At 69.6% G+C, this 21,847-nt stretch carries 18 protein-coding genes and 1 riboswitch; of the genes, 15 read left to right on the top strand and 3 right to left on the bottom strand.

Going from position 1 to position 21,847, the window contains the following annotated elements; all coding sequences use genetic code 11:
- Nucleotides 1-155 precede the first annotated feature (155 nt).
- Entirely contained in the window at nucleotides 156-3,686 is a 3,531-nt protein-coding gene (mfd, locus tag AB0N66_RS34285; RefSeq protein WP_365442377.1) for a transcription-repair coupling factor, read from the top strand.
- A gap of 81 nt (nucleotides 3,687-3,767) precedes the next feature.
- Nucleotides 3,768-4,145: a MerR family transcriptional regulator gene (locus tag AB0N66_RS34280; RefSeq protein WP_365442375.1), complete on the top strand. Its 378-nt coding sequence runs from the start codon at nucleotides 3,768-3,770 to the stop codon at nucleotides 4,143-4,145.
- Here AB0N66_RS34280 and AB0N66_RS34275 read toward each other — a convergent pair.
- Both AB0N66_RS34275 and AB0N66_RS34270 read right to left on the bottom strand, forming a co-directional pair.
- The gene (locus AB0N66_RS34275; protein WP_365442373.1) at nucleotides 4,138-4,956 is read right to left on the bottom strand and encodes an SDR family oxidoreductase; all 819 of its coding nucleotides are present in this window, start codon (nucleotides 4,954-4,956) and stop codon (nucleotides 4,138-4,140) included. The genes AB0N66_RS34280 and AB0N66_RS34275 overlap by 8 nt on opposite strands.
- Before the next feature lie 134 nt (nucleotides 4,957-5,090).
- Nucleotides 5,091-5,681, bottom strand: coding sequence for a TetR/AcrR family transcriptional regulator (locus AB0N66_RS34270; RefSeq protein ID WP_365442371.1), 591 nt, complete (start codon nucleotides 5,679-5,681; stop codon nucleotides 5,091-5,093).
- A gap of 143 nt (nucleotides 5,682-5,824) precedes the next feature.
- Between AB0N66_RS34270 and AB0N66_RS34265 the strand changes: the two genes are divergently transcribed.
- From AB0N66_RS34265 to AB0N66_RS34230, 8 genes are all read left to right on the top strand, one after another.
- A complete protein-coding gene (locus tag AB0N66_RS34265) occupies nucleotides 5,825-6,739 on the top strand; it encodes a hypothetical protein (protein ID WP_365442369.1) in 915 nt (304 codons plus the stop codon).
- A 235-nt stretch (nucleotides 6,740-6,974) separates the two neighbouring features.
- Nucleotides 6,975-7,673 carry an HNH endonuclease family protein gene (locus tag AB0N66_RS34260; RefSeq protein WP_365442395.1) on the top strand — a complete coding sequence of 233 codons (699 nt, stop codon included), beginning with the start codon at nucleotides 6,975-6,977 and terminating at the stop codon, nucleotides 7,671-7,673.
- Between the two features lie 166 nt (nucleotides 7,674-7,839).
- A complete protein-coding gene (locus AB0N66_RS34255) occupies nucleotides 7,840-8,658 on the top strand; it encodes a GNAT family N-acetyltransferase (RefSeq protein WP_365442367.1) in 819 nt (272 codons plus the stop codon).
- Between the two features lie 217 nt (nucleotides 8,659-8,875).
- Nucleotides 8,876-9,472 carry a hypothetical protein gene (locus tag AB0N66_RS34250; RefSeq protein ID WP_365442365.1) on the top strand — a complete coding sequence of 199 codons (597 nt, stop codon included), beginning with the start codon at nucleotides 8,876-8,878 and terminating at the stop codon, nucleotides 9,470-9,472.
- A 17-nt stretch (nucleotides 9,473-9,489) separates the two neighbouring features.
- A complete protein-coding gene (locus AB0N66_RS34245; protein ID WP_365442393.1) occupies nucleotides 9,490-10,992 on the top strand; it encodes a protein kinase in 1,503 nt (500 codons plus the stop codon).
- Between the two features lie 222 nt (nucleotides 10,993-11,214).
- Entirely contained in the window at nucleotides 11,215-12,042 is an 828-nt protein-coding gene (locus AB0N66_RS34240; RefSeq protein WP_365442363.1) for a glycoside hydrolase domain-containing protein, read from the top strand.
- Nucleotides 12,043-12,250: 208 nt separating this feature from the next.
- Nucleotides 12,251-12,910, top strand: a complete 660-nt coding sequence (locus AB0N66_RS34235) for a SurA N-terminal domain-containing protein (protein WP_365442361.1) — start codon at nucleotides 12,251-12,253, stop codon at nucleotides 12,908-12,910.
- A gap of 219 nt (nucleotides 12,911-13,129) precedes the next feature.
- On the top strand, nucleotides 13,130-14,140 hold the full coding sequence (locus AB0N66_RS34230; protein ID WP_365442391.1) for a nucleoside triphosphate pyrophosphohydrolase: 1,011 nt from the start codon (nucleotides 13,130-13,132) through the stop codon (nucleotides 14,138-14,140).
- 399 nt (nucleotides 14,141-14,539) lie between these two features.
- Here AB0N66_RS34230 and AB0N66_RS34225 read toward each other — a convergent pair whose 3' ends face one another.
- The gene (locus AB0N66_RS34225; RefSeq protein ID WP_365442359.1) at nucleotides 14,540-15,751 is read right to left on the bottom strand and encodes a globin domain-containing protein; all 1,212 of its coding nucleotides are present in this window, start codon (nucleotides 15,749-15,751) and stop codon (nucleotides 14,540-14,542) included.
- 201 nt (nucleotides 15,752-15,952) lie between these two features.
- On the opposite strand from AB0N66_RS34225, the gene AB0N66_RS34220 reads away from it, so the two are divergent.
- The 5 genes from AB0N66_RS34220 (at nucleotide 15,953) to AB0N66_RS34200 (ending at nucleotide 21,762) form a co-directional block, all read left to right on the top strand.
- The gene (locus AB0N66_RS34220) at nucleotides 15,953-17,245 is read left to right on the top strand and encodes a cytochrome P450 (RefSeq protein WP_365442357.1); all 1,293 of its coding nucleotides are present in this window, start codon (nucleotides 15,953-15,955) and stop codon (nucleotides 17,243-17,245) included.
- Nucleotides 17,246-17,505: 260 nt separating this feature from the next.
- Nucleotides 17,506-18,411, top strand: coding sequence for a transglycosylase family protein (locus AB0N66_RS34215; protein WP_365442355.1), 906 nt, complete (start codon nucleotides 17,506-17,508; stop codon nucleotides 18,409-18,411).
- 183 nt (nucleotides 18,412-18,594) lie between these two features.
- Nucleotides 18,595-18,759, top strand: a riboswitch (cyclic di-AMP (ydaO/yuaA leader).
- Nucleotides 18,760-18,763: 4 nt separating this feature from the next.
- Nucleotides 18,764-19,474, top strand: coding sequence for a transglycosylase family protein (locus AB0N66_RS34210; protein WP_365442353.1), 711 nt, complete (start codon nucleotides 18,764-18,766; stop codon nucleotides 19,472-19,474).
- Nucleotides 19,475-19,862: 388 nt separating this feature from the next.
- Nucleotides 19,863-21,158 carry a phosphopyruvate hydratase gene (gene eno, locus AB0N66_RS34205; RefSeq protein ID WP_365442351.1) on the top strand — a complete coding sequence of 432 codons (1,296 nt, stop codon included), beginning with the start codon at nucleotides 19,863-19,865 and terminating at the stop codon, nucleotides 21,156-21,158.
- Nucleotides 21,159-21,282: 124 nt separating this feature from the next.
- Nucleotides 21,283-21,762 (top strand): septum formation initiator family protein, encoded by a 480-nt coding sequence (locus AB0N66_RS34200; RefSeq protein WP_365442349.1) that lies wholly within the window; start codon nucleotides 21,283-21,285, stop codon nucleotides 21,760-21,762.
- The last annotated feature ends 85 nt before the right edge of the window (nucleotides 21,763-21,847 follow it).

Here is a 21,847-nt window from a genome sequence, read left to right as displayed (position 1 = left end):
CCTTGACCGAGATCGCCGTGGAACTGGTGTTCTTGAGCAGCACCCACTCGCCGTTGAGACTCGCGTTCGAACCCCGGTCCGAGCCTGGGCTGTCGCCGGCCCGGAACACGTGTCGGGTCGTTCGCGTTGCCCACTCCCCGGGATGGAAGCCCTTCATGAGCCTGCACGGTCTGCTCGACGCCGTCGTCAAGGACGCCGCACTCAAGGAAGCGGTGAAGGCCGCCGGCGACGGCAACCGGATGCACATCGACCTGGTCGGCCCGCCCGCGGCCCGGCCCTTCGCGGTGGCGGCGCTGGCCCGGGAGGCCGGCCGTACCGTACTGGCGGTGACGGCGACGGGCCGCGAGGCCGAGGACCTGGCCGCCGCGCTGCGCTCCCTCCTCCCGTCTGAGGGAATCGTGGAGTACCCGTCCTGGGAGACGCTCCCGCACGAGCGGCTGTCCCCGAGGTCGGACACGGTGGGCCGCCGCCTGGCCGTACTGCGCCGCCTGGCGCACCCGCGCCCCGACGACCCGGAGACCGGCCCGGTCTCGGTTGTCGTCGCGCCGATCCGCTCCGTACTCCAGCCGCAGGTACAGGGCCTCGGCGACCTGGAGCCCGTCGCCCTGCGCACGGGCCAGAGCGCAGACCTGGGCGAGATCGTCGAAGCGCTCGCGGCAGCCGCGTACTCCCGGGTCGAGCTGGTCGAGAGGCGCGGCGAGTTCGCGGTCCGCGGCGGCATCCTCGACGTCTTCCCGCCCACCGAGGAGCACCCCCTCCGAGTGGAGTTCTGGGGCGACGACGTCGAGGAGATCCGTTACTTCAAGGTCGCCGACCAGCGATCCCTTGAGGTCGCCGCGCACGGGCTGTGGGCAGCGCCCTGCCGTGAACTGCTGCTCACGGACGACGTACGGGAGCGGGCGGCGCGGCTGGCGGAGGAGCACCCGGAGCTGGGCGAGCTGCTCGGCAAGATCGCCGAGGGTATCGCCGTAGAGGGAATGGAATCGCTGGCTCCGGTCCTGGTGGACGAAATGGAGCTGCTGATCGACGTACTGCCCAAGGGCTCGATGGCCGTCGTGTGCGACCCGGAGCGGGTGCGGACGCGGGCTTCGGACCTGGTGGCGACCTCGCAGGAGTTCCTACAGGCGTCCTGGGCGGCGACCGCGGGCGGCGGCGAGGCGCCCATCGATGTCGACGCGGCGTCCCTGTGGTCCATCGCGGACGTACGGGACCGGGCGCGCGAGCTGGACATGATGTGGTGGTCGGTCAGCCCCTTCGCCGCTGACGACGAGCTGGACGCGGACACGCTGAAGCTCGGTATGCACGCCCCCGAGACCTACCGCGGTGACACGGCCAGGGCGCTGGCCGACACCAAGGGCTGGCTGGCCGACGGCTGGCGCACGGTGTACGTCACCGAGGCACACGGTCCCGCCGCCCGCACCGTGGAGGTCCTGGGCGGCGAGGGCATCGCGGCCCGCCTGGACACCGACGTGGCGGACATCAGCCCGTCGATCGTCCATGTGTCCTGCGGCTCGATCGACTACGGCTTCATCGACCCGGCCCTCAAGCTCGCCGTCCTGACGGAGACCGACCTCTCCGGCGCGAAGGCGGCAGGCAAGGACGGCGCGCGGATGCCGGCCCGCCGCCGCAAGACCATCGACCCGCTGACGCTGGAGATGGGCGACTACATCGTCCACGAGCAGCACGGCGTGGGCCGCTACATCGAGATGGTGCAGCGCACCGTCCAGGCCGCGACCCGCGAGTACCTGGTCGTCGAGTACGCCCCCGCCAAGCGTGGCCAGCCGGGCGACCGCCTCTACATCCCCACCGACCAGCTGGAACAGATCACCAAGTACGTCGGGGGAGAGTCCCCGACCCTGCACCGGCTCGGCGGCGCGGACTGGACGAAGACCAAGGCGCGGGCGAAGAAGGCGGTCAAGGAGATCGCCGCGGACCTCATCAAGCTGTACTCCGCCCGCATGGCCGCCCCCGGGCACGCGTTCGGTCCCGACACCCCCTGGCAGCGCGAGCTGGAGGACGCCTTCCCGTACGCGGAGACCCCCGACCAGCTCACCACCATCGCCGAGGTCAAGGACGACATGGAGAAGACGGTCCCGATGGACCGGCTGGTCTGCGGCGACGTCGGCTACGGCAAGACGGAGATCGCGGTCCGCGCCGCCTTCAAGGCCGTGCAGGACGGCAAGCAGGTCGCGGTGCTCGTGCCCACCACTCTGCTCGTGCAGCAGCACTTCGGGACCTTCTCCGAGCGCTACTCCCAATTCCCGGTCAACGTAAGGGCGTTGTCGCGCTTCCAGTCGGACACGGAGGCGAAGGCGGTCCTGGAGGGCCTGCGCGAGGGCTCGGTCGACCTGGTCATCGGCACCCACCGGCTCTTCTCCGCGGAGACCAAGTTCAAGGACCTGGGCCTGGTCATCGTCGACGAGGAACAGCGCTTCGGCGTCGAGCACAAGGAGCAGCTGAAGAAGCTGCGCGCGAACGTGGACGTTCTGACGATGTCGGCCACCCCGATTCCCCGCACGCTGGAAATGGCTGTGACGGGCATCCGCGAGATGTCGACGATCACGACGCCGCCGGAGGAACGCCACCCGGTGCTGACCTTCGTCGGCCCGTACGAGGAGAAGCAGATCGGCGCCGCGATCCGCCGCGAACTGCTGCGCGAGGGCCAGGTCTTCTACATCCACAACCGCGTCGAGTCGATCGACCGCGCGGCCGCCCGCCTCCGCGAGATCGTCCCCGAGGCGCGCATCGCCACCGCCCACGGCCAGATGTCGGAATCGTCCCTGGAACAGGTGGTCGTCGACTTCTGGGAGAACAAGTTCGACGTGCTCGTGTCGACGACGATCGTCGAGTCGGGCATCGACATCTCCAACGCGAACACGCTGATCGTGGAGCGCGGCGACAACTTCGGCCTCTCGCAACTGCACCAGTTGCGCGGGCGGGTCGGCCGAGGCCGTGAGCGCGGATACGCCTACTTCCTGTACCCGCCGGAGAAGCCCCTGACGGAGACCGCGCACGAACGCCTCGCGACCATCGCCCAGCACACCGAGATGGGCGCGGGCATGTACGTCGCCATGAAGGACCTGGAGATCCGCGGCGCGGGCAATCTGCTCGGCGGCGAACAGTCCGGCCACATCGCGGGCGTCGGCTTCGACCTCTACGTACGGATGGTCGGCGAAGCGGTCGCCGACTACCGGGCCTCCCTGGACGGCAGCGTCGAGGAAGAGCCGCCCCTGGAGGTCAAGATCGAGCTCCCGGTCGACGCGCACGTCCCCCACGACTACGCGCCGGGCGAGCGGCTCCGCCTCCAGGCCTACCGCTCCATCGCCTCCGCCAACACGGAGGAGGACGTCAAGGCCGTACGCGAGGAACTCCTCGACCGCTACGGCAAGTTGCCGGAGCCGGTGGAGAACCTGCTGCTCGTCGCCGGCCTGCGGATGCTCGCCCGCGCCTGCGGAGTCGGCGAGGTCGTCCTCCAGGGCAACAACATCCGCTTCGCACCGGCGGAGTTGAGGGAGTCCCAGGAGCTGCGGTTGCAGCGGCTGTACCCGGGAACGGTCATCAAGCCGACCGCGCATCAGCTGCTGGTACCGCGCCCGAAGACGGCGAAGGTGGGGGGAAAGCCTTTGGTGGGGCGGGAGTTGCTGGGGTGGACCGGGGAGTTCCTGGCGACGATTCTGGGGTCGTAGGGATGCTGTAGGGATTCCGTAGGCATTGCCGGGGTCCCCGGGGTCTAGGGGGCGTGGTGGGTGTTGCGGTGGGGGACAGCGGTGCGGATCGGTGAGTTGGGGCGGGTGACGGGGGCGACTCCGCGCGCCCTGCGCCACTACGAGCAGGCGGGTCTCATCGAGTCGCGGCGCGCGGCGAACGGCTACCGCGTCTACGACGAGGAGGCCGTCACCCGCGTACGCAACATCCGCCACCTCCTCGCCGCGGGCCTCACCCTCGACGACGCGCGCGTCTTCCTGCCCTGTCTGGACGGGGACATGACCGCGGGGCCCGCGTCCGGCAAGGTGCTCCGGGTCGCGCTGGAACGACTTGCCGTGATCGACGAGCGGATCGCGGCGCAGCAGGCGGTTCGTGAGCGGCTGGCCGATGCCTTGCGCGAGGTCACGGGGCGGGTTGTGGTGGATCCTTCTGTCAGCTGAGGACGGCGCCTCCGTCCACCGGGAGTACGACGCCGGTGACGAAGGAGGCGTCGGGGGAGGCGAGTTGGGTGATCGCCCAGGCCACCTCCTCGGGGCGGCCGACGCGGCCCAGCGGTGTGTGCGCGAGCTGCCACTCGCGTATCGCGGTGCTGTATTCCGGGGTGAATCCGGAGTGCTGGGCGATGGGTGTCGCGATGGCGCCGGGAGCGACCGCGGAGACGCGGATGCCGCGCGGGGCGAGTTCGACGGCCCAGCTGCGGGTGAGGAGTTCGAGGGCGGTCTTCGTGGCGGCGTAGAGGGAGTTGCCGGGCCAGGCACGCTGGCCCACGGACGTACTGACGTTGATGATCACGCCCTTGCTCTCGGTGAGTGCCGGGAGGGCGGCCTGGGTCAGGAGGACCGGGGCGGTGAGGTTCGTGGCGAGCAGCGGGTCGATGGACGCGCGCGTGTAGCTGCCGAGGGACTCCGTTCGTACGATCCCCGCGTTGTTGACCAGGACGTCCAGGCGACCGTGGGTGTCAAGGACGGTGCGGATCAGGTGGGCTGGGGCCCCGTCGGCGGTGATGTCGGCGGGGAGCGTGGTGATCCCCGGATGGCCCGCGGCTGTCTCGGCGAGGGGTTCCGGGCGGCGGCCTACGACGATGACGCGGGCTCCCTGCGCGGCGAACGCGTGGGCGGTGGCGCGGCCTATGCCGGTGCCGGCTCCGGTGATGAGGACGGTTCTGGCGTTGTTCGTGTCGGTGTCGGTGTCGGTGTCGGTGTCGGTGGCGGTGGCGGTGGTTTTGGTTTTGGCGTTGGTCGTGTTGGTCATGGAGAGATCGTCGAACCCTGACGCCGGCGTCAGGGTCAAGCCCGGGCTCAAGTTCAGGACGTAGCTCAAGGCCAAGTCCGATCTCAAGGCCAAGGCCAAGGCCAAGCACGATCTCAAGGCCAAGTCCAACGTGATCAGGCTGACTTGGGCTGGAACAGCATCTCCGACAGCGTACGGAAAACCTCCTCGGGATCCTGGTCGCCGACCGGGCCTTCCAGGTTGTGGCTGAGGAGCAGGGTGGCGAAGCCGTGGGCCAGGGACCAGGCGGCGACTCCGGCGAGACGGGGGTCGGTGCCGCGACCCTCGGGCGGGACCGCGGAGACGGCGGTGCGGAGGCGTTCGCCTGCCAGGGCCTGGGCGGTGGTCAGCTCCAGGTCGTTCGCGCGGAGCAGCTCCGGCGTGAACATCACCTGGAAGTGCGCCGGGTGCTCGCGCGCGAAACGTACGTAGCGGACGCCTGCGTCCTTGAGATCCGCGGCCCCCGCCAGCGTGGCCGCCAGCAGCTCGTAGCCCTCGGCCGCGATCGCGGTGAGCAGGCCGGTGCGGTCCTTGAAGTGGTGCGCCGGCGCCGCGTGCGAGACACCGGCGCGGCGGGCCAGGTCACGCAGGCTCAGTGCGGACGGGCCGTCGGCGGTGATGACGTCGAGCGCGGCATTGAGGATTGCGCGGCGCAGGTCGCCGTGGTGGTAGGGGCGGGGGGCGTCACTGGTCTTGGCAGGGGCCATGGTCAGCAGCGTACGCGGAATCTAGGCATTGACAAGTTGTGAGGGTTGGGGCAATCTTGTCAGTGTCAAGTTCTGGGGCGGGTCGCAGCGATCGCAACGGTCCGTGCGGTCCGTGCAGTCGGTGCGGGATGAGGGGTTGGGTCATGTCTGAGAACGTCAGCGAGGCGGGCGAGCGTGGCGCGGTGGAAGGCGGCCGGGTCGATCTCGGCCGGGTGCGCCAGATGTGGCACCTGCTGGAGCCGCTGCACGCCACGCTCTACTACGCACCGGAGGCCTTCGAGGAGGCGGCCGCGCTCGGGTACGGGACCGAGGAGCGCTGGCCGAGCTACTTCCCCTACCGCGCCGCCCCGTTGGGGGAGACCGGGAGCGGTCGCGTGACCTCCGCCTTCTACAGCTTCAGCCCGCGCATGGTCACCGAACACATGGAGTCCGCGTGGCGGACAGCGAGTCCTGACCAGGTGCTGAAGGCGCGGGAGCGGGCTGTCGACCGGGCTTACCGCGCGATACTCGGCGACCGTATATCCAGTCCCGAACTCGCGCAGGCCGCCTCGCTGGCCCGCCGCGCCGCCGAGGCCGCGAACACCGCCGGCCGCCCACTGTCCGCCGCCAACGCGGAGTTGGCATGGCCCGAGGCCCCGCACCTCCAGCTCTGGCACGCGGCGACGATCCTGCGTGAGCACCGGGGAGACGGCCACCTCGCGGCCCTGCTCGTCGCGGGCCTCGACCCCGTCGAGTCCCTCGTCTCCTTCGCGGCGATCGGCGCGGCCTCCGTGGAGCGCTTCGAGAGCCGTGGGTGGAGCCCCGAGGAATGGGCCGCGGCACGCCAACGGCTCGTCGGGCGCGGCCTGCTGACCGATACGGGTACCGCGACTGACGCCGGCCTCGAGTTGCGCCGCCAGGTAGAACAGCACACGGACGAGCTGGCCGCAGCTCCCTGGCAGGCGCTCGGGCCCGACGCCGTGGGGCAACTCGCCGAACTTGTGGGTGAGTTCTGGGTCGCGGTGCTCGGCTCGGGGCTGCTGCCTTCGGAGACGACGCTGGGGATCGGAAAGGTTTGACGGGGAAGGAAGGGGAGAGAAGGGCAACGGTCCATAAGGGCAAGGGTCCTGACGATGGGCTCACCACCGGCGGTACACCCGGCGTGCACCTCTTGCCTGTTGAGGGCGGGTATGGCCGAGATCCCGCGGCCGCTACTTTGGGATCAGGGGAACGCGCTCGTGCGGGCGCATCCGGCTAGGCAAGGGGAGGGGTGTCGTGGCGCGTCTGAGGGGTGGCGGTGCGGGGTCCGCGCTGATGGTGTTCGTGGTGGGTGTCAGCCTTGGTGTCAGCGGCTGCAAGATCGAACCCGAGGACGGAGCCGCGGGACCGGAGGAGACGGTGGCGGGCGGCGGCGCCGCTCTGACCGCCGTGGACTCACTGACCGTCAAGGGGCGTGCGCCCAAGACGGGTTACACCAGGGACAAGTTCGGTACGGCCTGGGCCGACACGGACTCCAACGACTGCGACACCCGCGACGACATCCTCAAACGGGACCTGGAGGATGTGAAGTTCAGCGACGGTGACTGCAAGGTGTCCTCCGGGGTGCTCAACCCGGACCACTACACCGGCAAGGACGTGACGTTCACCCGCGGCCGCAGCCTGGTCGACATAGATCACGTCATAGCGCTCTCGGACGCCTGGCAGAAGGGCGCCAAGTACTGGGACGCCAGCAAGCGAATAGCTCTGGCCAACGACCCGCTCAACCTCCGTGCCGTCGACTCCAGCACCAACCGCAGCAAGGGCGACGGAGACACGGCGACCTGGCTCCCGCCCAACAAGGCGTACCGCTGCACGTATGTCGCCGCCCAGGTCGCCGTCAAGAAGAAGTACGAGCTGTGGGTCACCAGCAGTGAGAAGGCCGCGATGAAGAAGGTGCTCTCAAGCTGCCCCGACCAGAAGATCCCGTCCGGCGGCAACCCGACGAACGCGCCGGCCCGCTTTCACGCGGACTGAGGACATCGCCGGAGACACCATCGCCGGGTGCCTGAGGCGGGCAGTCACGGCCGGGTGCCTGAGGCGGGCAATCCCGGCCGGGCGCTGAGACAGGCGACCACGGCCGGGCGCTGAGGCAGATGCAAAGCCGTTTCGTTGTGGACCGGCGGCGCTTACCGTGACTCGCATGCAGCTGAAGGTGTCGAGTCTCACCGAGCGCCCGGAGATGCTCGGTCAGGTGGTCGGGATGGCCGATACCTGGCCCGAGTTCATGCTCCACGACCTGGTCGGCAACGCGCACTACGGCCGGATCGCCACCGAGCTCCCGGAGTACGTGCTGTTCGCCGAGGACGAGCACGGGGATGTGGTCGCGCACGCGTACAGCGTTCCGTTCGCGCTCGCCGATGAGGGGAACGAGGACGAGTACGCGGGCGAAGGCGAGTCCGCGGGCGACGCGTCACCAGGTACCCGGGGTGCCCGGGACGCCCGACGCAAGCTGCCCGCGCGAGGCTGGGACGACGTACTGGCCGGTGCCTTCGCCGATCGGCGGCGCGGCACACCCCCCGACACGGTGAGCGCCATCTCGATCGTGGTCGCCCCGCACGCCCAGGGCGGCGGCCTGTCGGCCTGGATGCTCCAGGCGATGCGGGACAACGCCCGTGCGCACGGCTTCGGCGAGGTCGTCGCCCCCGTCCGCCCCAGCGCCAAGCACCTGGAACCGCGGACGCCGATGGAGGAGTACGCGTTCCGCAAGCGCGCCGACGGACTGCCGCACGACCCGTGGCTGCGCGTCCACGTCCGGGCCGGCGGTGTCATCGAGACGGTGGCGCCGGCGTCGATGACCGTGGCGGCCTCGCTGGCGGAGTGGCGCGACTGGACGGGCCTGCCCTTCGACACCGAGGGTCTCGTCGAAGTGCCCGGCGCGCTGGCGCCGGTGCACTGCGAACCGGGGCGGGGATACGCCGTATACGTCGAGCCCAATGTGTGGGTGCGGCACACCCTTTGACGCATCCACCGCAACCCGGCGAGCAACCGTCGAGTGGCTGAGGCTGCCTGAGGTACGGGTGAAGCGATCGGCCCGGCAACGGTTCGGTACAACCCGGGACCGGTTGTCCTTGTCGGCCTATACGCTCGGACTTCGAACTCGTCAGTCCGTCCTCGCCAGGCTGCCCTCGTCAGCCTGGCGCCATCAGTCCGTCCTCATCAGGTCACCGGGAGAAGTCATGTACGGCCACGGCGCGGCGCCGCCCTCCCGTAGTTCGGGCACCGTCATCACCCTCCGTGTGCTGATCGCCGCCGCCGGATTCCTCACCTGTGGACTGCTCGCGTGCCTCCCGCTTTTCAGGGTGGCCGTGCTGCGCGGCAGGTCGTCGGACTGGGTGTTGGCGTGGGTGAGTCTGCCGCTCGTGATCGGCGGCCTCTCCGTGATCGGCTCGCTGCCCGAGGAGGACCACAGGACCGATGTCGCGCTGGCCGTCATCCTCCTGCTCGGCGCGTTCGCCTCCGTGCACTTCCTGATCGCCGACATCCAGCACCACCGCCAGGGGCCCCCGTTCCCCGGCTACATACCCCAGCGGCCGCCCGCCGCCGGATACGGCTACCCAGGCCCCGCGTCCCCGTACACCGCCACGCACCCGCAGACGCCGGTTCCCACGTCTCACACCCCCACGCATCACACCCCCGCGCCGCACACCCCCGTTCCGCCGCCCGCGCCGCCGCAGCGCCCCGCGCCCGCCCGGATCGACCAGGTGCGTGCCGAACTCGACGAGCTCAGCGACTACCTGCGCAAGCACGAGGGCAACAACGGAGACGGCCGGTGAGCGTGGCGGCAAAGCGTATGGTCGCCGACCGCTATGAACTGTCCACGCTCATCGGACAGGGCGGCATGGGTCAGGTGTGGACGGCCTACGACCAGCGCCTGGATCGACGCGTCGCGGTCAAGCTCCTGCGCCCCGACAAGGTCGCGGGCCAGGAGGCCGACGAGCTGCGCCGCCGCTTCGTGCGCGAGTGCCGCGTCACCGCACAGGTCGACCACCCCGGCCTGGTCACGGTCCACGACGCGGGCAGCGAGGGCGAGGAACTGTTCCTCGTCATGCAGTACGTCGACGGCTCCGACCTCGCCGACCACCTCGCCGAACACACCCCCTACCCCTGGCAGTGGGCGGTCTCGGTGGCCGCGCAACTGTGCGCCGTGCTGAGCGCCGTGCACGCCGTCCCGATCGTCCACCGCGACCTGAAGCCACGGAACGTGATGGTCAAGCAGGACGGCACGGTCACCGTCCTCGACCTCGGTGTCGCCTCCGTCATGGACACCGACACCACCCGCCTGACCCACACCGGCTCACCCATCGGCAGCCCCGCCTACATGGCGCCCGAGCAGGCCATGGGCGGCGCGGTCGGCCCGTACACGGACCTGTACGCACTCGGCGTACTTCTCCATGAACTCCTCAGCGGAGACGTGCCGTTCTCGGGTTCGACGGCCCTCGGAGTCCTGCACCGGCACCTCTACGAGCCGCCGCTCCCGGTGCGCCGACTGCGCGCCGAGGTCCCGCCCGCCCTGGAGGGTCTCGTCCTGCGCCTGCTCTCCAAGGACCCGCAGCACCGGCCGTCGTCCGCGCAGGAGACGTACGAGCAACTGCTCCCGCTGCTGCCGGGGCGCGGTATGCCCACGGGCGCCTCACTCGACCCCACGCGCCCTTTCCTGCGCCCGCACGCCCCCTGGCCGGACCGCGCGCGTATCCCCGCGGCCCAGCCGCAGGCCGCGCCCGTCGTGGAGAAGCCGGACGTCGTGGGCGCCGTCGACGAGGTGAAGCGCCTCCTCGGCGAGGGGCGCATCACGCAGGCCGTCGACATCCTCGGCGCGATCCTTCCGGCCGCCGCCGCCGAACACGGCGCGCACTCCGCCGTCGTACGCACCCTGCGCAAGCAGTACGCCGCCACGCTCATGGACGACGGCCAGTACCGGCGCGCGCTGCCCGAACTGCGCCGTCTCGCCGACGAACGGGCAAGCGAGGCAGGCCAGTCCGACCCGCAGTCCCTGCGCTTCCGCTACGAGGCCGCCCAGTGCCTCGAACAGCTCGGCGAACCCGCCGCCGCGCTCGGGGAGTACCGCGCACTGCTGCCGTACTACGAGAACCAGTACGTCGCCGGCGACCCCGAGCTCTCCCTCGAAGTCCGCCGTCGCATGGGCCACCTGCTGCTGGCGCTCGGCGACCGCGGCGCCGCCCACGACACACTGGCCCGGCTGCTGCACGATGTGGAACGCCTGAGCGGGCCCGGCCATCCGATGACGACGGAGATCCGGCGGACGTTGCAGTGGCTGGGGCAGGTACGGGGTTAGCAGGTACGGGGTTAGAACGTGCACGGGTTAGAACGTGCACGGGGCTAGAACACGCACGGGTTTTGCGCCTGCTTGGCCGATCCTTGTGACGATCAAGGTCCGGGGTTTCCCGAACGCGGGTGCGACACCGGATACGGTGCGATCCGCCTCCGTATCGCAGCGGACGCAAAGCAGGCACACGGTCAGAGCACAACCAGAGCACAACTAGGGGTGGGGTCACGCATGTCCAGCCATCGTCAGTCCAAGAAGCGCAGATACCTGGCATGGGCCACGGCCGGCGCCGCCGTGGTCGCCGGAGCCGGGATCGCGGCGCAGAACTCGATGGCGGCCACCACGTGGCCCGCACAGCGGACGTACACCGGCCGCGCCTTCGACGCCTGCACCGCGCCCTCCCTCAACGCGATGAAGGCCTGGCACGGCGGGCTCTACGGCGCCGCCGCCGTCTACATCGGCGGCAAGAACCGCGGCTGCGCCCAGCCCAACCTCACCGCCTCCTGGGTCAAGTCGGTCAGCACGGTCGGCTGGAAACTCATCCCGCTGTACGTCGGCGCCCAGCCGCCCTGTCAGACCGGCTCCAGCCCCGAGAAGATCACCGCCGCCACCGCCGCCTCACTCGGCGCCACCGACGCCGCGGACGCCGTGAAGAAGGCCTCTGCCCTGGGCATGAAGGCCGGCAGCCCGATCTACCTGGACATGGAGGCGTACGACATCACCAACACGGCCTGCAACAAGGCGGTGCTGACGTATGTGCGCGCTTTCGACAAGGCCCTGCGCGCCAAGATCTACCGCTCCGGCTACTACGGCTTCTCCAGCTCCAGCGCCAAGGCCATCGCCGTCGCGACCGACCGCACGGACCTGCCGGGCAACATGTGGTACGCCCTGTGGGACAAGCAGAACACCACCACGACCGACTGGCCGTTCAAGGCCAGCCTGTGGACCAACCACAGCCGCGCCCACCAGTACATGGTGAACAGCAAGGAGACCCGCGGCGGTTACACGATCACCGTGGACCGCAACGCGTGGGACGCGCCGGTGGCGATCACCAGCTGACGACCGGCTGACGACCGGCTGACGAGGGGCTGGCGTTGGGACCAGGACTTGGGCTCAGGACACGGGCTCTAGACGACGTGCCCGTGCGGCGGTGCCTGAACTGCTTGCGAATCGTTGGTCGAATGGGTGGCCGAGAGCTGGGCCACTGCCTACCATCGATCACCGCAAGACTTTGTGCACCGCCGCACAATCTCCTCGGGAGGCTTCCTTGCACCGCCGCCGTCGCACCGCGCTCGTCCTTTCCGCCGCGATCGTCGCCGCGGCCCCCCTTCTCACCGCCTGCGGCAGCGAGGCGCATCCCGGTGCCGCGGCCGTCGTCGGCGGGCAGCGGATCACCATCGCGCAGCTGGATGGCCGCGTGAACGAGGTGCGTACGGCACAGCGCGCCGCCACCACGGACGAGGCCCAGTACAAGCAGGCCGTCTCACAGACCAGCAGCCTCACCCGCGACACCCTGCACACCCTGGTCCTCGACCGGGTCCTGGACCAGGCCGCGAAGAACGCGGGCGTGAGCGTGTCCCGCAAGGACACCCAGCAGCTGCGCACCTCCCTGGAGGAGCAGGCGGGCGGCGCCAAGGCGCTGGAGTCGGCCTGGCTGACGCAGTACGGGGTGGCTCCCAAGCGTCTCGACGACAGCCTCCGCACCGAGATCGAGGCCCAGAAGCTCGCCGCTGCGATCGGCGCCGACATGAACACCACCGAGGGCCAGGCCACCTTCTGGAAGGCGATGTCCGAGGCCTCCAAGAAACTGGACGTCGACCTGAACCCGCGCTACGGCGCCTGGGACGTCCAGAAGAGCAGCCGCGTCGACGTGAAGACGCCGTGGCTGCGGGAGGTTACGGCGGCCCAGACGCCGGAGACGGCGTAGCGGACAGCCTGGAGGGCCGGGACGGGCCGGGGCTGTGGATAAACGGTTCGGCGTCCGGGCCCGCTGCTGGCGTGGTTCGGCCGCCCGACCTGAGGACGGGCGGGGTGGCTGGCTGGCCTGTGGATAACTGGCGGGGCGCTCGGCGGTGTGGGTTACGTTCGAGGGGTGAACGCAACCAGCTTCGACGGCACCCCGGACGCGACCGGCCCCGGTAGCCACATCCCCGGCCGGGATGTCCCCGCCCCCGCCCCGGATGCCCTCGCCCCCGGCCGTATCGTCCTGCTCACCACCAGCCACCGCGTCGCCCCCGGTCTGCTGTCCTGGCCCGCCTGGCAGGCGCTGCGCGGTGCCGACCAGGTGCTGTGCGCGGACGGTGCGCATCCGCAGCTGCCGTACCTCCGCGAGGCGGGCATCACCGTCGACGAGACGGCGCCGAACGCGCAGGAACTGATCGACGCCTGTGCCGGCGGCCGCACCGTGGTCGTCGTCGCCACCGGCGAGGGCGAGCCCCGGCTGACCGACGGGCTGTCCCGGCTCGCGGGCTCCGGCCGCATACAGATGCCGGACCTGGAGCTGCTCCCCGCCTCGTACGACCTGCCGGGCGCCCGCTTCCTCGACCTCGTCCAGGTCATGGACCGCATCCGCGTCGAGTGCCCCTGGTCGTCCCAGCAGACCCACAAGGGCCTGGCGAAGTACGGCATCGAGGAGGCGTACGAACTGGTCGAAGCGATCGAGGAGGGCGACCGGGACGAGCTGCGGGAGGAACTCGGCGACGTCCTGCTCCAGGTCGTCTTCCACGCCCGGATCGCCGAGGAAGGCGGACCGGAGGACGAGGACGTCCCCTTCTCCATCGACGACGTCGTCGGCGGCATCGTCGCGAAGCTGATCCACCGCCACCCGCACGTGTTCGGCGACGAGACCGCCACGACCCCCGAAGAGGTCAAGGAGCACTGGCTGCGCACCAAGGCCGAGGAGAAGGGCCGCACGTCCGTGACGGAGGGGATCCCGCTCGGCCAGCCGGGCCTGGCCCTGGCGGCGAAGCTGGCATCCCGGGTGCGTACGGCAGGACTTGAGGTCGAACTCCCCCAGGGCGAGGGCGTCGGCTACGAGCTGCTGGCCATAGCCACCCGCGCCGAGGCCGAGGGCGTGGACCCGGAGACGGCCCTGCGAACGGCGGCGCGCGCGTACCGCGACGCGATCCGCGCGACGGAGGGCCCTGCGGAGGGATGAGGGTCGGAGCTGGGTGGCCTACGTAGGGGTGTGAGTGGGAGCCGGGCGACCCGCCGAGGTGTGAGGGCCGGAGTCGGGTGGCCCGCGGAAGTGTGCGGGCCGGAGTTGAGCGTCCCGCAGAGGTACGAGGGTCGGAGCCCGGCGACCTGCGGAGGTATGAGGGCTGGAGCCCATTGACCCGCGGAAGGGCGAGTCCGGCTCAGCGCCGAAGTCACGCGCTCACGCGCCACGCGCTCACGCGCCACGCGCTCACGCGCCACGCGCTCACGCGCTGGGCGCTCACGCGCCACGCGCTCACGCGCCACGCGCTCACGCGCTGGGCGCTCACGCGCCACGCGCTCACGCGCTGGGCGCTCACGCGCCACGCGCTCACGCGCCACGCGCTCACGCGCTGGGCGCTCACGCGCTGGGCGCGCGGCCCGATGGGTTGTGCCAGCTCGGCTGCGGGCGGTCCAGCAGCCACTCCGCCGTGCCCAGCGGCCGGGTGCGTTCCTCGGCGGTCGGCGCCAGGACGTCGTGGAAGACCCGCTCGGCCGGAGTGCCCAGCCCGGGAAGCTCGTCGCCGATCTCCTCGACGAGCTGGGGCGGACCGGCCAGATAGACGTCGTGCCGTTCCCAGCCCGCGCGGTTGCCCAGCGCCGTGCGCAATCGCTCGGTCGCTTCCGCCTTGGGTCGGCCGGGCGCGGGTGTGATGAACGTGACGGAGAGCAGCGGAAGTCGGGCCTGAAGTCGTTCGACGGCGGACCGGTCGTACAGATAGGAGGTGTCCCGGGCGACGAGGAAGAGCCGGGCCTCGTGCGTGGCGTCGAGCTGCTGCAGAAGCGCCTTGACGGGTGCCCATCCCGTACCGGCCGCGATGAAGGTCAGCGGCCGCTCCACGGGCGCCCGGAGGGTCATCGCGCCACAGGGCGCGCCGAGCCGCAGGATGTCCCCCTCCCGCGTCTGGCGGACCAGGGCGGTGGAGAGCACCCCGTCCTCGACCCGGCTGATGTGCAGGTCGACGGTGTGGTCGGCGCGGGGTGCGTTGCCCAGTGAGTACGGCCGCCAGATGCCCGGCAGATGCGGGGCGTTGACGCTGACGTACTGGCCGGGGAAGAAGCGCAGCCGCCTGTCGGGCCGCAGGGTCAGCACGGCGAGATCGTCACCGTGCCGGGTCCGGGTCACGACTTCGGCGTCCCACCAAGGCGGTTCACCCATCTGCTGCGACTCCCAGGCGCCCTGGAGCATGACGTTGGCGATCGCCCCGTACGCCTCGGCCCAGGCCTTCTCGACCTCCGCGTTCCACGCCGACCCCGCGACGAAGGTGAACGCGGCGATCAGACTCGCCCCCACGGCGGCGTAATGGTCCGGCTCCGCCAGATACTTCCGGTGATCCCGCCCCAACTCCCGCAGGTATCCCGGCAGTGCCGGATCCCCCAGCCGCTCCATCACATACGTCAGCGCCGCGAACAGCCGGTCCCGCTGCCGCTCCATGTCCTCCGGAAAGTCCAGCGGAAACAGCTCGCGTACGTCCGGATTGTGCCGGAACAGATGCGAGTAGAAGTACTTGACCGCGAACTCGGCCCGTCTCTCGACGACCGCGAAGCTGGATCTGAGTATTTCGGGGTCCACTTCGCGACTGTAGGGACTTGCCGAGCCGCGAAGTCAAACAGCAGGTGATTTCCGGACAGCCCGGGGTGAAGGGCGCGATGGTCGTCAGGGGCTCGTCGAGTACCCCTGGTAGCCGGCGGGCGCAGGGCCAACACCGGTTCAGCATCGGGCCGGCCACCGGCCGGACAAGGCATCCCGGCCTCACCCGGATACCGTCAAGGAGTGACCGAGCACCCCACTCCCGCAAGTCCTGCCCCCGAACTCTTCACCTGGGAGTTCGCCACCGACCCCTACCCTGCGTACGCCTGGCTCCGTGAGCATGCGCCCGTGCACAGGACCCGGCTGCCCAGCGGGGTGGAGGCCTGGCTGGTCACCCGTTATGCCGACGCCAAGCAGGCGCTCGCGGACGGACGGCTCAGCAAGAATCCGGTGCATCACGACGAACCCGCCCACGCGAAGGGGAAGACGGGCATCCCGGGTGAGCGCAAGGCCGAGTTGATGACGCATCTGCTGAACATCGACCCGCCGGACCACACCCGGCTGCGCCGGTTCGTCAGCAAGGCGTTCACGCCCCGCCGGGTGGCCGAGTTCGCGCCGCGTGTGCAGGAGCTCGCCGACCAGCTCATCGACCAGTTCGCGGAGAAGGGGTCCGCCGACCTGATCCACGAGTTCGCCTTCCCGCTCCCCATCTACGCCATCTGCGATCTCCTCGGCGTCCCCCGCGAGGACCAGGACGACTTCCGGGACTGGGCCGGGATGATGATCCGGCACGGCGGGGGGCCGAGGGGCGGTGTCGCTCGGTCCGTGAAGAAGATGCGCGGGTATCTGGCCGAGCTGATCCACCGCAAGCGCGAGGAACTGCCCGAGCACCCCGCCCCAGGCGAGGACCTCATCTCCGCCCTCATCCGCGCCTCGGACGACGGCGAACACCTCACGGAGAACGAGGTGGCAGCAATGGGGTTTATCCTTCTTTTTGCTGGTTTTGAGACCACGGTGAATTTGATTGGCAATGGCACGTACGCCCTCCTTACTCACCCCGAGCAGCGGCGGCGGCTACAGGAGTCACTTGCCGCCGGGGAGAGTGGACTGCTCGAAACCGGCGTCGAGGAACTCCTCCGATACGACGGCCCTGTCGAACTGGCCACTTGGCGGTACGCGACCGAGGCCGTCCGGCTCGGCGGGCAGGACATCGCACCCGGCGACCCCGTCCTCGTCGTACTGGCGGCTGCGGACCGTGACCCCGAACGCTTCGAGCAACCGGACACGCTCGACCTCTCCCGCCGTGACAACCAGCACCTCGGCTATGGGCACGGCATCCATTACTGCCTCGGTGCGCCCCTCGCTCGCCTGGAGGGCCAGACCGCGCTGGCCACGCTCCTCACCCGTCTCCCCGACCTCCAACTCGCGGGAGATTCCGCTGATTTGCGCTGGCGTGGTGGTCTCATTATGCGTGGATTGCGCACGCTTCCAGTGGAGTTCGCGGCTCCGGTCGAGTTGTCCACCGGGCGGTCTTGAGGCACTTCGGGTGTCGCGAAAAACTGACGATCCCTCAACAATGTGATCTTCACGTGATCTACGCTGCATCGACTTGTGACAAGCGTTCGAGGCCGGATACGTTCAATGACCAGCGCGGATCATCCGTCGCAGACGTCGTCTGACGTCGCCGTACGTCGCTGTAGTCACCTGCTGTCACATGAAAGGGCTTCCGCATGCTCTCCGGGAACGGCCGCCATCGTCGCCCCCGTCAGGCCCCGGCTCTCATTGTCGCGGCAGGAGTGACCGGATCGGCCATCGCGATCCCGTTGCTCGGTGCCACGAGTGCGAGCGCGGCCGACACCACCACTTGGGACCGCGTCGCGGAGTGCGAGACAGGGTCCTCCTGGAGCGACAACATCGGTGACGGGTACTACGGCGGGCTGCACGTGACCCAGTGGGACTGGGAGAACTACGGCGGCCTCGAATACGCCCCGAGCGCCGACCAGGCCAGCCGCTCGCAGCAGATAGCCGTCGCCGAGAAGATCCTCGACGGCCGAGGGCTCGTCGCCTGGCCCACCTGTGGACCCCTCTCCGGGCTCAGCAAGGACTCCGCCTCGGTGGAGGTCGACACGGGCGTGTCGGACGACCCGTCATCCGACGCCTCCGCCACGCCTGGTGCATCCGGTTCCGCCGACCCGTCCGAATCGTCCAGCCCCTCTCCGTCCGCTTCGCCTTCCTCGGGTGCGACCGAGAGCACCGGGGACTCGACCAAGTCCGACAGTTCGGACGAGGGTGCGAGTGCCGACGCGAGTACAGACGCGAGCACGGACTCAAGCGCGGCGAATGGTGACGAATCGGATAAGTCCACCCAGGGCGACGACTCTTCGAGTGCGTCCGAGGATGAGGCGAGCGGCGCCGGGCGTCACCGTGGCGACATCGCCGCCGAGGGCGCGACCGACGGCGGTACGGACGATGCCGCCTCCGGACGGCACGCCTCCCGTGGCTCCGACGAGGCTCGCGATGTCGTCGACGGCTCGTATGTCGTCCGCGTCGGCGACAGCCTCTCGCTCATCGCCGACGCCCTTGGCCTCGACGGCGGATGGACCCAGCTGTACGCCGAGAACAAGGAAACGGTCGGCGCCGACGCGGACCTCATCCTGCCCGGTCAGAGCCTCGCAGTTGGTGCCGAACCGGGCGAAAAGTAGCGGGAGTTCACGTCATGTTTCGCCATGTAATGTCCCGTTTGGCGAGAATGAGAGATGGATCTCAGACCCCCTGATCGCCTTTGATATTCCGCCGATCCCCTGCCTACGGTCGTGACCGCTCGCCATCGCGGGCCCCGACGGTTGCAACGCCGAATCCTGCCAGCGGCCGTACGGGAACAGTCGTCGCGTCAAGCGCCGTAGGCAGGAGCGGGGGACCCAAGGTAAGCGCCGCGCCCGGTAGTTGACCGGGAGTGGCTTGGGGTTAAGCCGTGCACCGAAAGGTGTGCGACCGGGCACTCACCCGCCCGAACCCGACAGCTCACCTCGTAGGCGTCGGTGAGGGGATCACTTCATGCTGCGTTCGTGCAAGGGCAAGCACCGTCGCCCGTCCAAGGTCACTCGTATCGCCACGCTCGCCGGAGTGACCGGCGTCGCCGTCGCCGCCCCGCTGATGGCGGCCGGCACCGCCTCCGCCGCCACCACTTCCGAGTGGGACACCGTCGCCCAGTGCGAGTCCGGTGGCAACTGGTCCATCAATACGGGCAACGGCTACTACGGCGGCCTGCAGTTCTCCGCCTCCACCTGGTCCGCGTACGGCGGCAGCTCGTACGCCTCCACTGCCGACCAGGCCTCCAAGTCCCAGCAGATTTCCGTCGCCGAGAAGGTTCTCGCCGCGCAGGGCAAGGGTGCCTGGCCGTCCTGCGGCACGGGCCTGTCGAACGCCGCGAACGACGCCGGCTCCAGCGACTCGTCCTCGTCCTCGGGCAATTCGCAGAGCACCACCCCCTCGCAGCAGAGCACGCCGAGCTCACAGACCGACGAGCAGCGTGCCTCGCGTTCCTCGGAGCGGGAGACCGCCGCGAAGGAGACCGTCGAGACCCCGACCGGTAAGACGGTCAAGAAGGGTGACGGCGAGTACAAGGTGAAGAAGGACGACACTCTCAGCGAGATCGCCGAGGCGAAGAACGTCAAGGGCGGCTGGCAGGAGCTGTTCAAGCTGAACAAGGACATCATCGACGACGCGGACTTCATCTTCCCGGGTCAGCAGCTGCACCTCAGCTGACGGCCGGGGTCGCCGGCCGACGGCGGTCGGCCGGCGGCTGATATTCGGTTCTCAGCTGAACCACAGCAGGCTCCTATACGTGGTCTCCATACTGAAGGCCTCGTGTGGGTCACCCCCGTCCCCCACGGGCTCCCCGCTCCGGTGCGTGTTCCCCCGTACGCACCGGGGCGGGGCTTTTTCATTTCCGGCTGAGATCCGGCTTCGCTCCCTCTCTTTACGGCCCCTCTTCACCCCCTCTCCTCTGTCTTTTTGTTCCGTTCTGGAACAATGCGTACGCTCAGTTCTGTACAAGAGGGGGTAGACCGGCTGGCCGATCCCTCGGAGCCGGTTAGGCTCATCCCGCGGGGCTGCCACAGTCCCGCGTACCCGCGTCACATTCCTGAAGGAGATGCTCGTGCCGTCCATCGACGTCGTCGTAGCCCGGGAAATCCTCGACTCGCGAGGGAACCCCACCGTCGAGGTCGAGGTCGGCCTCGATGACGGCAGCACCGGTCGTGCCGCCGTCCCGTCCGGCGCCTCCACCGGAGCCTTCGAGGCCATCGAGCTGCGCGACGGTGACCCCAACCGTTACGGCGGCAAGGGTGTCGAGAAGGCCGTCCTCGCCGTCATCGAGCAGATCGGCCCGGAGCTCGTCGGTTACGACGCCACCGAGCAGCGCCTGATCGACCAGGCGATGTTCGACCTGGACGCCACCGACAACAAGGGCTCGCTCGGCGCCAACGCCATCCTCGGCGTCTCGCTCGCCGTCGCGCACGCCGCCTCCGAGGCCAGCGACCTGCCCCTCTTCCGCTACCTGGGTGGCCCGAACGCGCACCTGCTGCCCGTTCCGATGATGAACATCCTCAACGGTGGGTCGCACGCCGACTCGAACGTGGACATCCAGGAGTTCATGATCGCCCCGATCGGCGCGGAGTCCTTCTCCGAGGCGCTGCGCTGGGGCGCCGAGGTCTACCACACCCTCAAGAAGGTGCTGAAGACCAAGGGCCTGTCCACCGGTCTCGGCGACGAGGGCGGCTTCGCCCCGAACCTGGAGTCCAACCGCGCCGCGCTCGACCTCATCCTTGAGGCCATCAAGCAGGCCGGTTACATCCCGGGCGAGCAGATCGGGCTCGCGCTCGACGTCGCCGCGTCCGAGTTCTACAAGGACGGCAAGTACGAGTTCGAGGGCAAGTCCCGCTCGGCCGCCGAGATGACCGAGTACTACGAGGAGCTCGTCGCCGCGTATCCGCTGGTCTCCATCGAGGACCCGTTGTACGAGGACGACTGGGCAGGCTGGAAGGTCATCACCGACAAGCTGGGCGACAAGGTCCAGATCGTCGGCGACGACCTCTTCGTCACCAACCCGGAGCGCCTGGCCCGCGGCATCGAGGAGGGCTCCGCGAACGCCCTGCTCGTCAAGGTCAACCAGATCGGCTCGCTGACCGAGACCCTGGACGCCGTCGAGATGGCGCAGCGCAACGGCTTCAAGTGCATGATGTCCCACCGCTCCGGCGAGACCGAGGACACCACCATCGCCGACCTCGCCGTCGCGGTGAACTGCGGCCAGATCAAGACCGGCGCCCCGGCCCGCTCGGACCGCGTCGCCAAGTACAACCAGCTGCTGCGCATCGAGGAGATCCTCGACGACGCGGCCGTGTACGCCGGCCGTAGCGCCTTCCCGCGGTTTCGCTCTGCGAACCATTAAGCACAGCAAGGGCTGAGCCTCGGCTTCGTAGGAAGCGTCGTACGTACGTCCCCGTACTCGGTCCCGTACCGTGTGCGGGGACGTACGCACGTGCAGGCAGGGACGTATCGGGGAGGCGGGAATCATGGCTGTGAAGGACCGGGACCGGTTCTCCACCTCGACCAGGCTGCGGCTGCTCGGCGAGCAGACGGCGGCCCGGGTCTACCGCTCCCAGACCAAGCGCCAGGCGCGCCGCTCGCGGCTCACCGGGCGGGCGGCGCTCCTCGCTCTTGTCCTGTGCTCGCTGGTCGTCGCCCTCGCGTATCCGATAAGGCAGTACGTGTCCCAGCGCGCCGAGGTCTCCGACCTGGTGCGGCAGCGGGAGCAGGCCCGCGCGCGGGTCGAGCAGTTGCGTGACCTCAAGGCGCGCTGGCAGGACGACGCGTACGCGGAGCAGCAGATCCGGGACCGGCTGCACTATGTGATGCCGGGGGAGACCGGCTACATCGTGATCGACCCGGACGCGGCGAAGCAGTCGCGCGTCGACCAGGGAGCGGCCGACCGTCCCTGGTACGCGAACGTCTGGGACGGCGTGGACAGGGCCGACGCCGCCGCCGACCGGTGAACGAACCGATCGACCAGTTCACCGGCGGACCGCCCGACCGATCGATTGACTGAATCGGCAGACCTACCGGGCCGACCGGCTGACT

This window comes from Streptomyces sp. NPDC093544 (assembly GCF_040683495.1).
GTDB lineage: Bacteria > Actinomycetota > Actinomycetes > Streptomycetales > Streptomycetaceae > Streptomyces.
This window is presented reverse-complemented; position numbering and strand designations above follow the sequence as displayed.

Bases quoted from the DNA above. Each gene is read 5' to 3' on its own strand.
- AB0N66_RS34275 (WP_365442373.1), bottom strand. From the start codon at position 4,956: ATGACCAACACGACCAACGCCAAAACCAAAACCACCGCCACCGCCACC.
- eno (WP_365442351.1), top strand. From the start codon at position 19,863: ATGCTCGTGCCGTCCATCGACGTCGTCGTAGCCCGGGAAATCCTCGAC.
- AB0N66_RS34245 (WP_365442393.1), top strand. From the start codon at position 9,490: ATGGTCGCCGACCGCTATGAACTGTCCACGCTCATCGGACAGGGCGGC.
- AB0N66_RS34255 (WP_365442367.1), top strand. From the start codon at position 7,840: ATGCAGCTGAAGGTGTCGAGTCTCACCGAGCGCCCGGAGATGCTCGGT.
- AB0N66_RS34240 (WP_365442363.1), top strand. From the start codon at position 11,215: ATGTCCAGCCATCGTCAGTCCAAGAAGCGCAGATACCTGGCATGGGCC.
- mfd (WP_365442377.1), top strand. From the start codon at position 156: ATGAGCCTGCACGGTCTGCTCGACGCCGTCGTCAAGGACGCCGCACTC.
- AB0N66_RS34250 (WP_365442365.1), top strand. From the start codon at position 8,876: ATGTACGGCCACGGCGCGGCGCCGCCCTCCCGTAGTTCGGGCACCGTC.
- AB0N66_RS34260 (WP_365442395.1), top strand. From the start codon at position 6,975: ATGGTGTTCGTGGTGGGTGTCAGCCTTGGTGTCAGCGGCTGCAAGATC.
- AB0N66_RS34270 (WP_365442371.1), bottom strand. From the start codon at position 5,681: ATGGCCCCTGCCAAGACCAGTGACGCCCCCCGCCCCTACCACCACGGC.
- AB0N66_RS34265 (WP_365442369.1), top strand. From the start codon at position 5,825: ATGTCTGAGAACGTCAGCGAGGCGGGCGAGCGTGGCGCGGTGGAAGGC.
- AB0N66_RS34210 (WP_365442353.1), top strand. From the start codon at position 18,764: ATGCTGCGTTCGTGCAAGGGCAAGCACCGTCGCCCGTCCAAGGTCACT.
- AB0N66_RS34200 (WP_365442349.1), top strand. From the start codon at position 21,283: ATGGCTGTGAAGGACCGGGACCGGTTCTCCACCTCGACCAGGCTGCGG.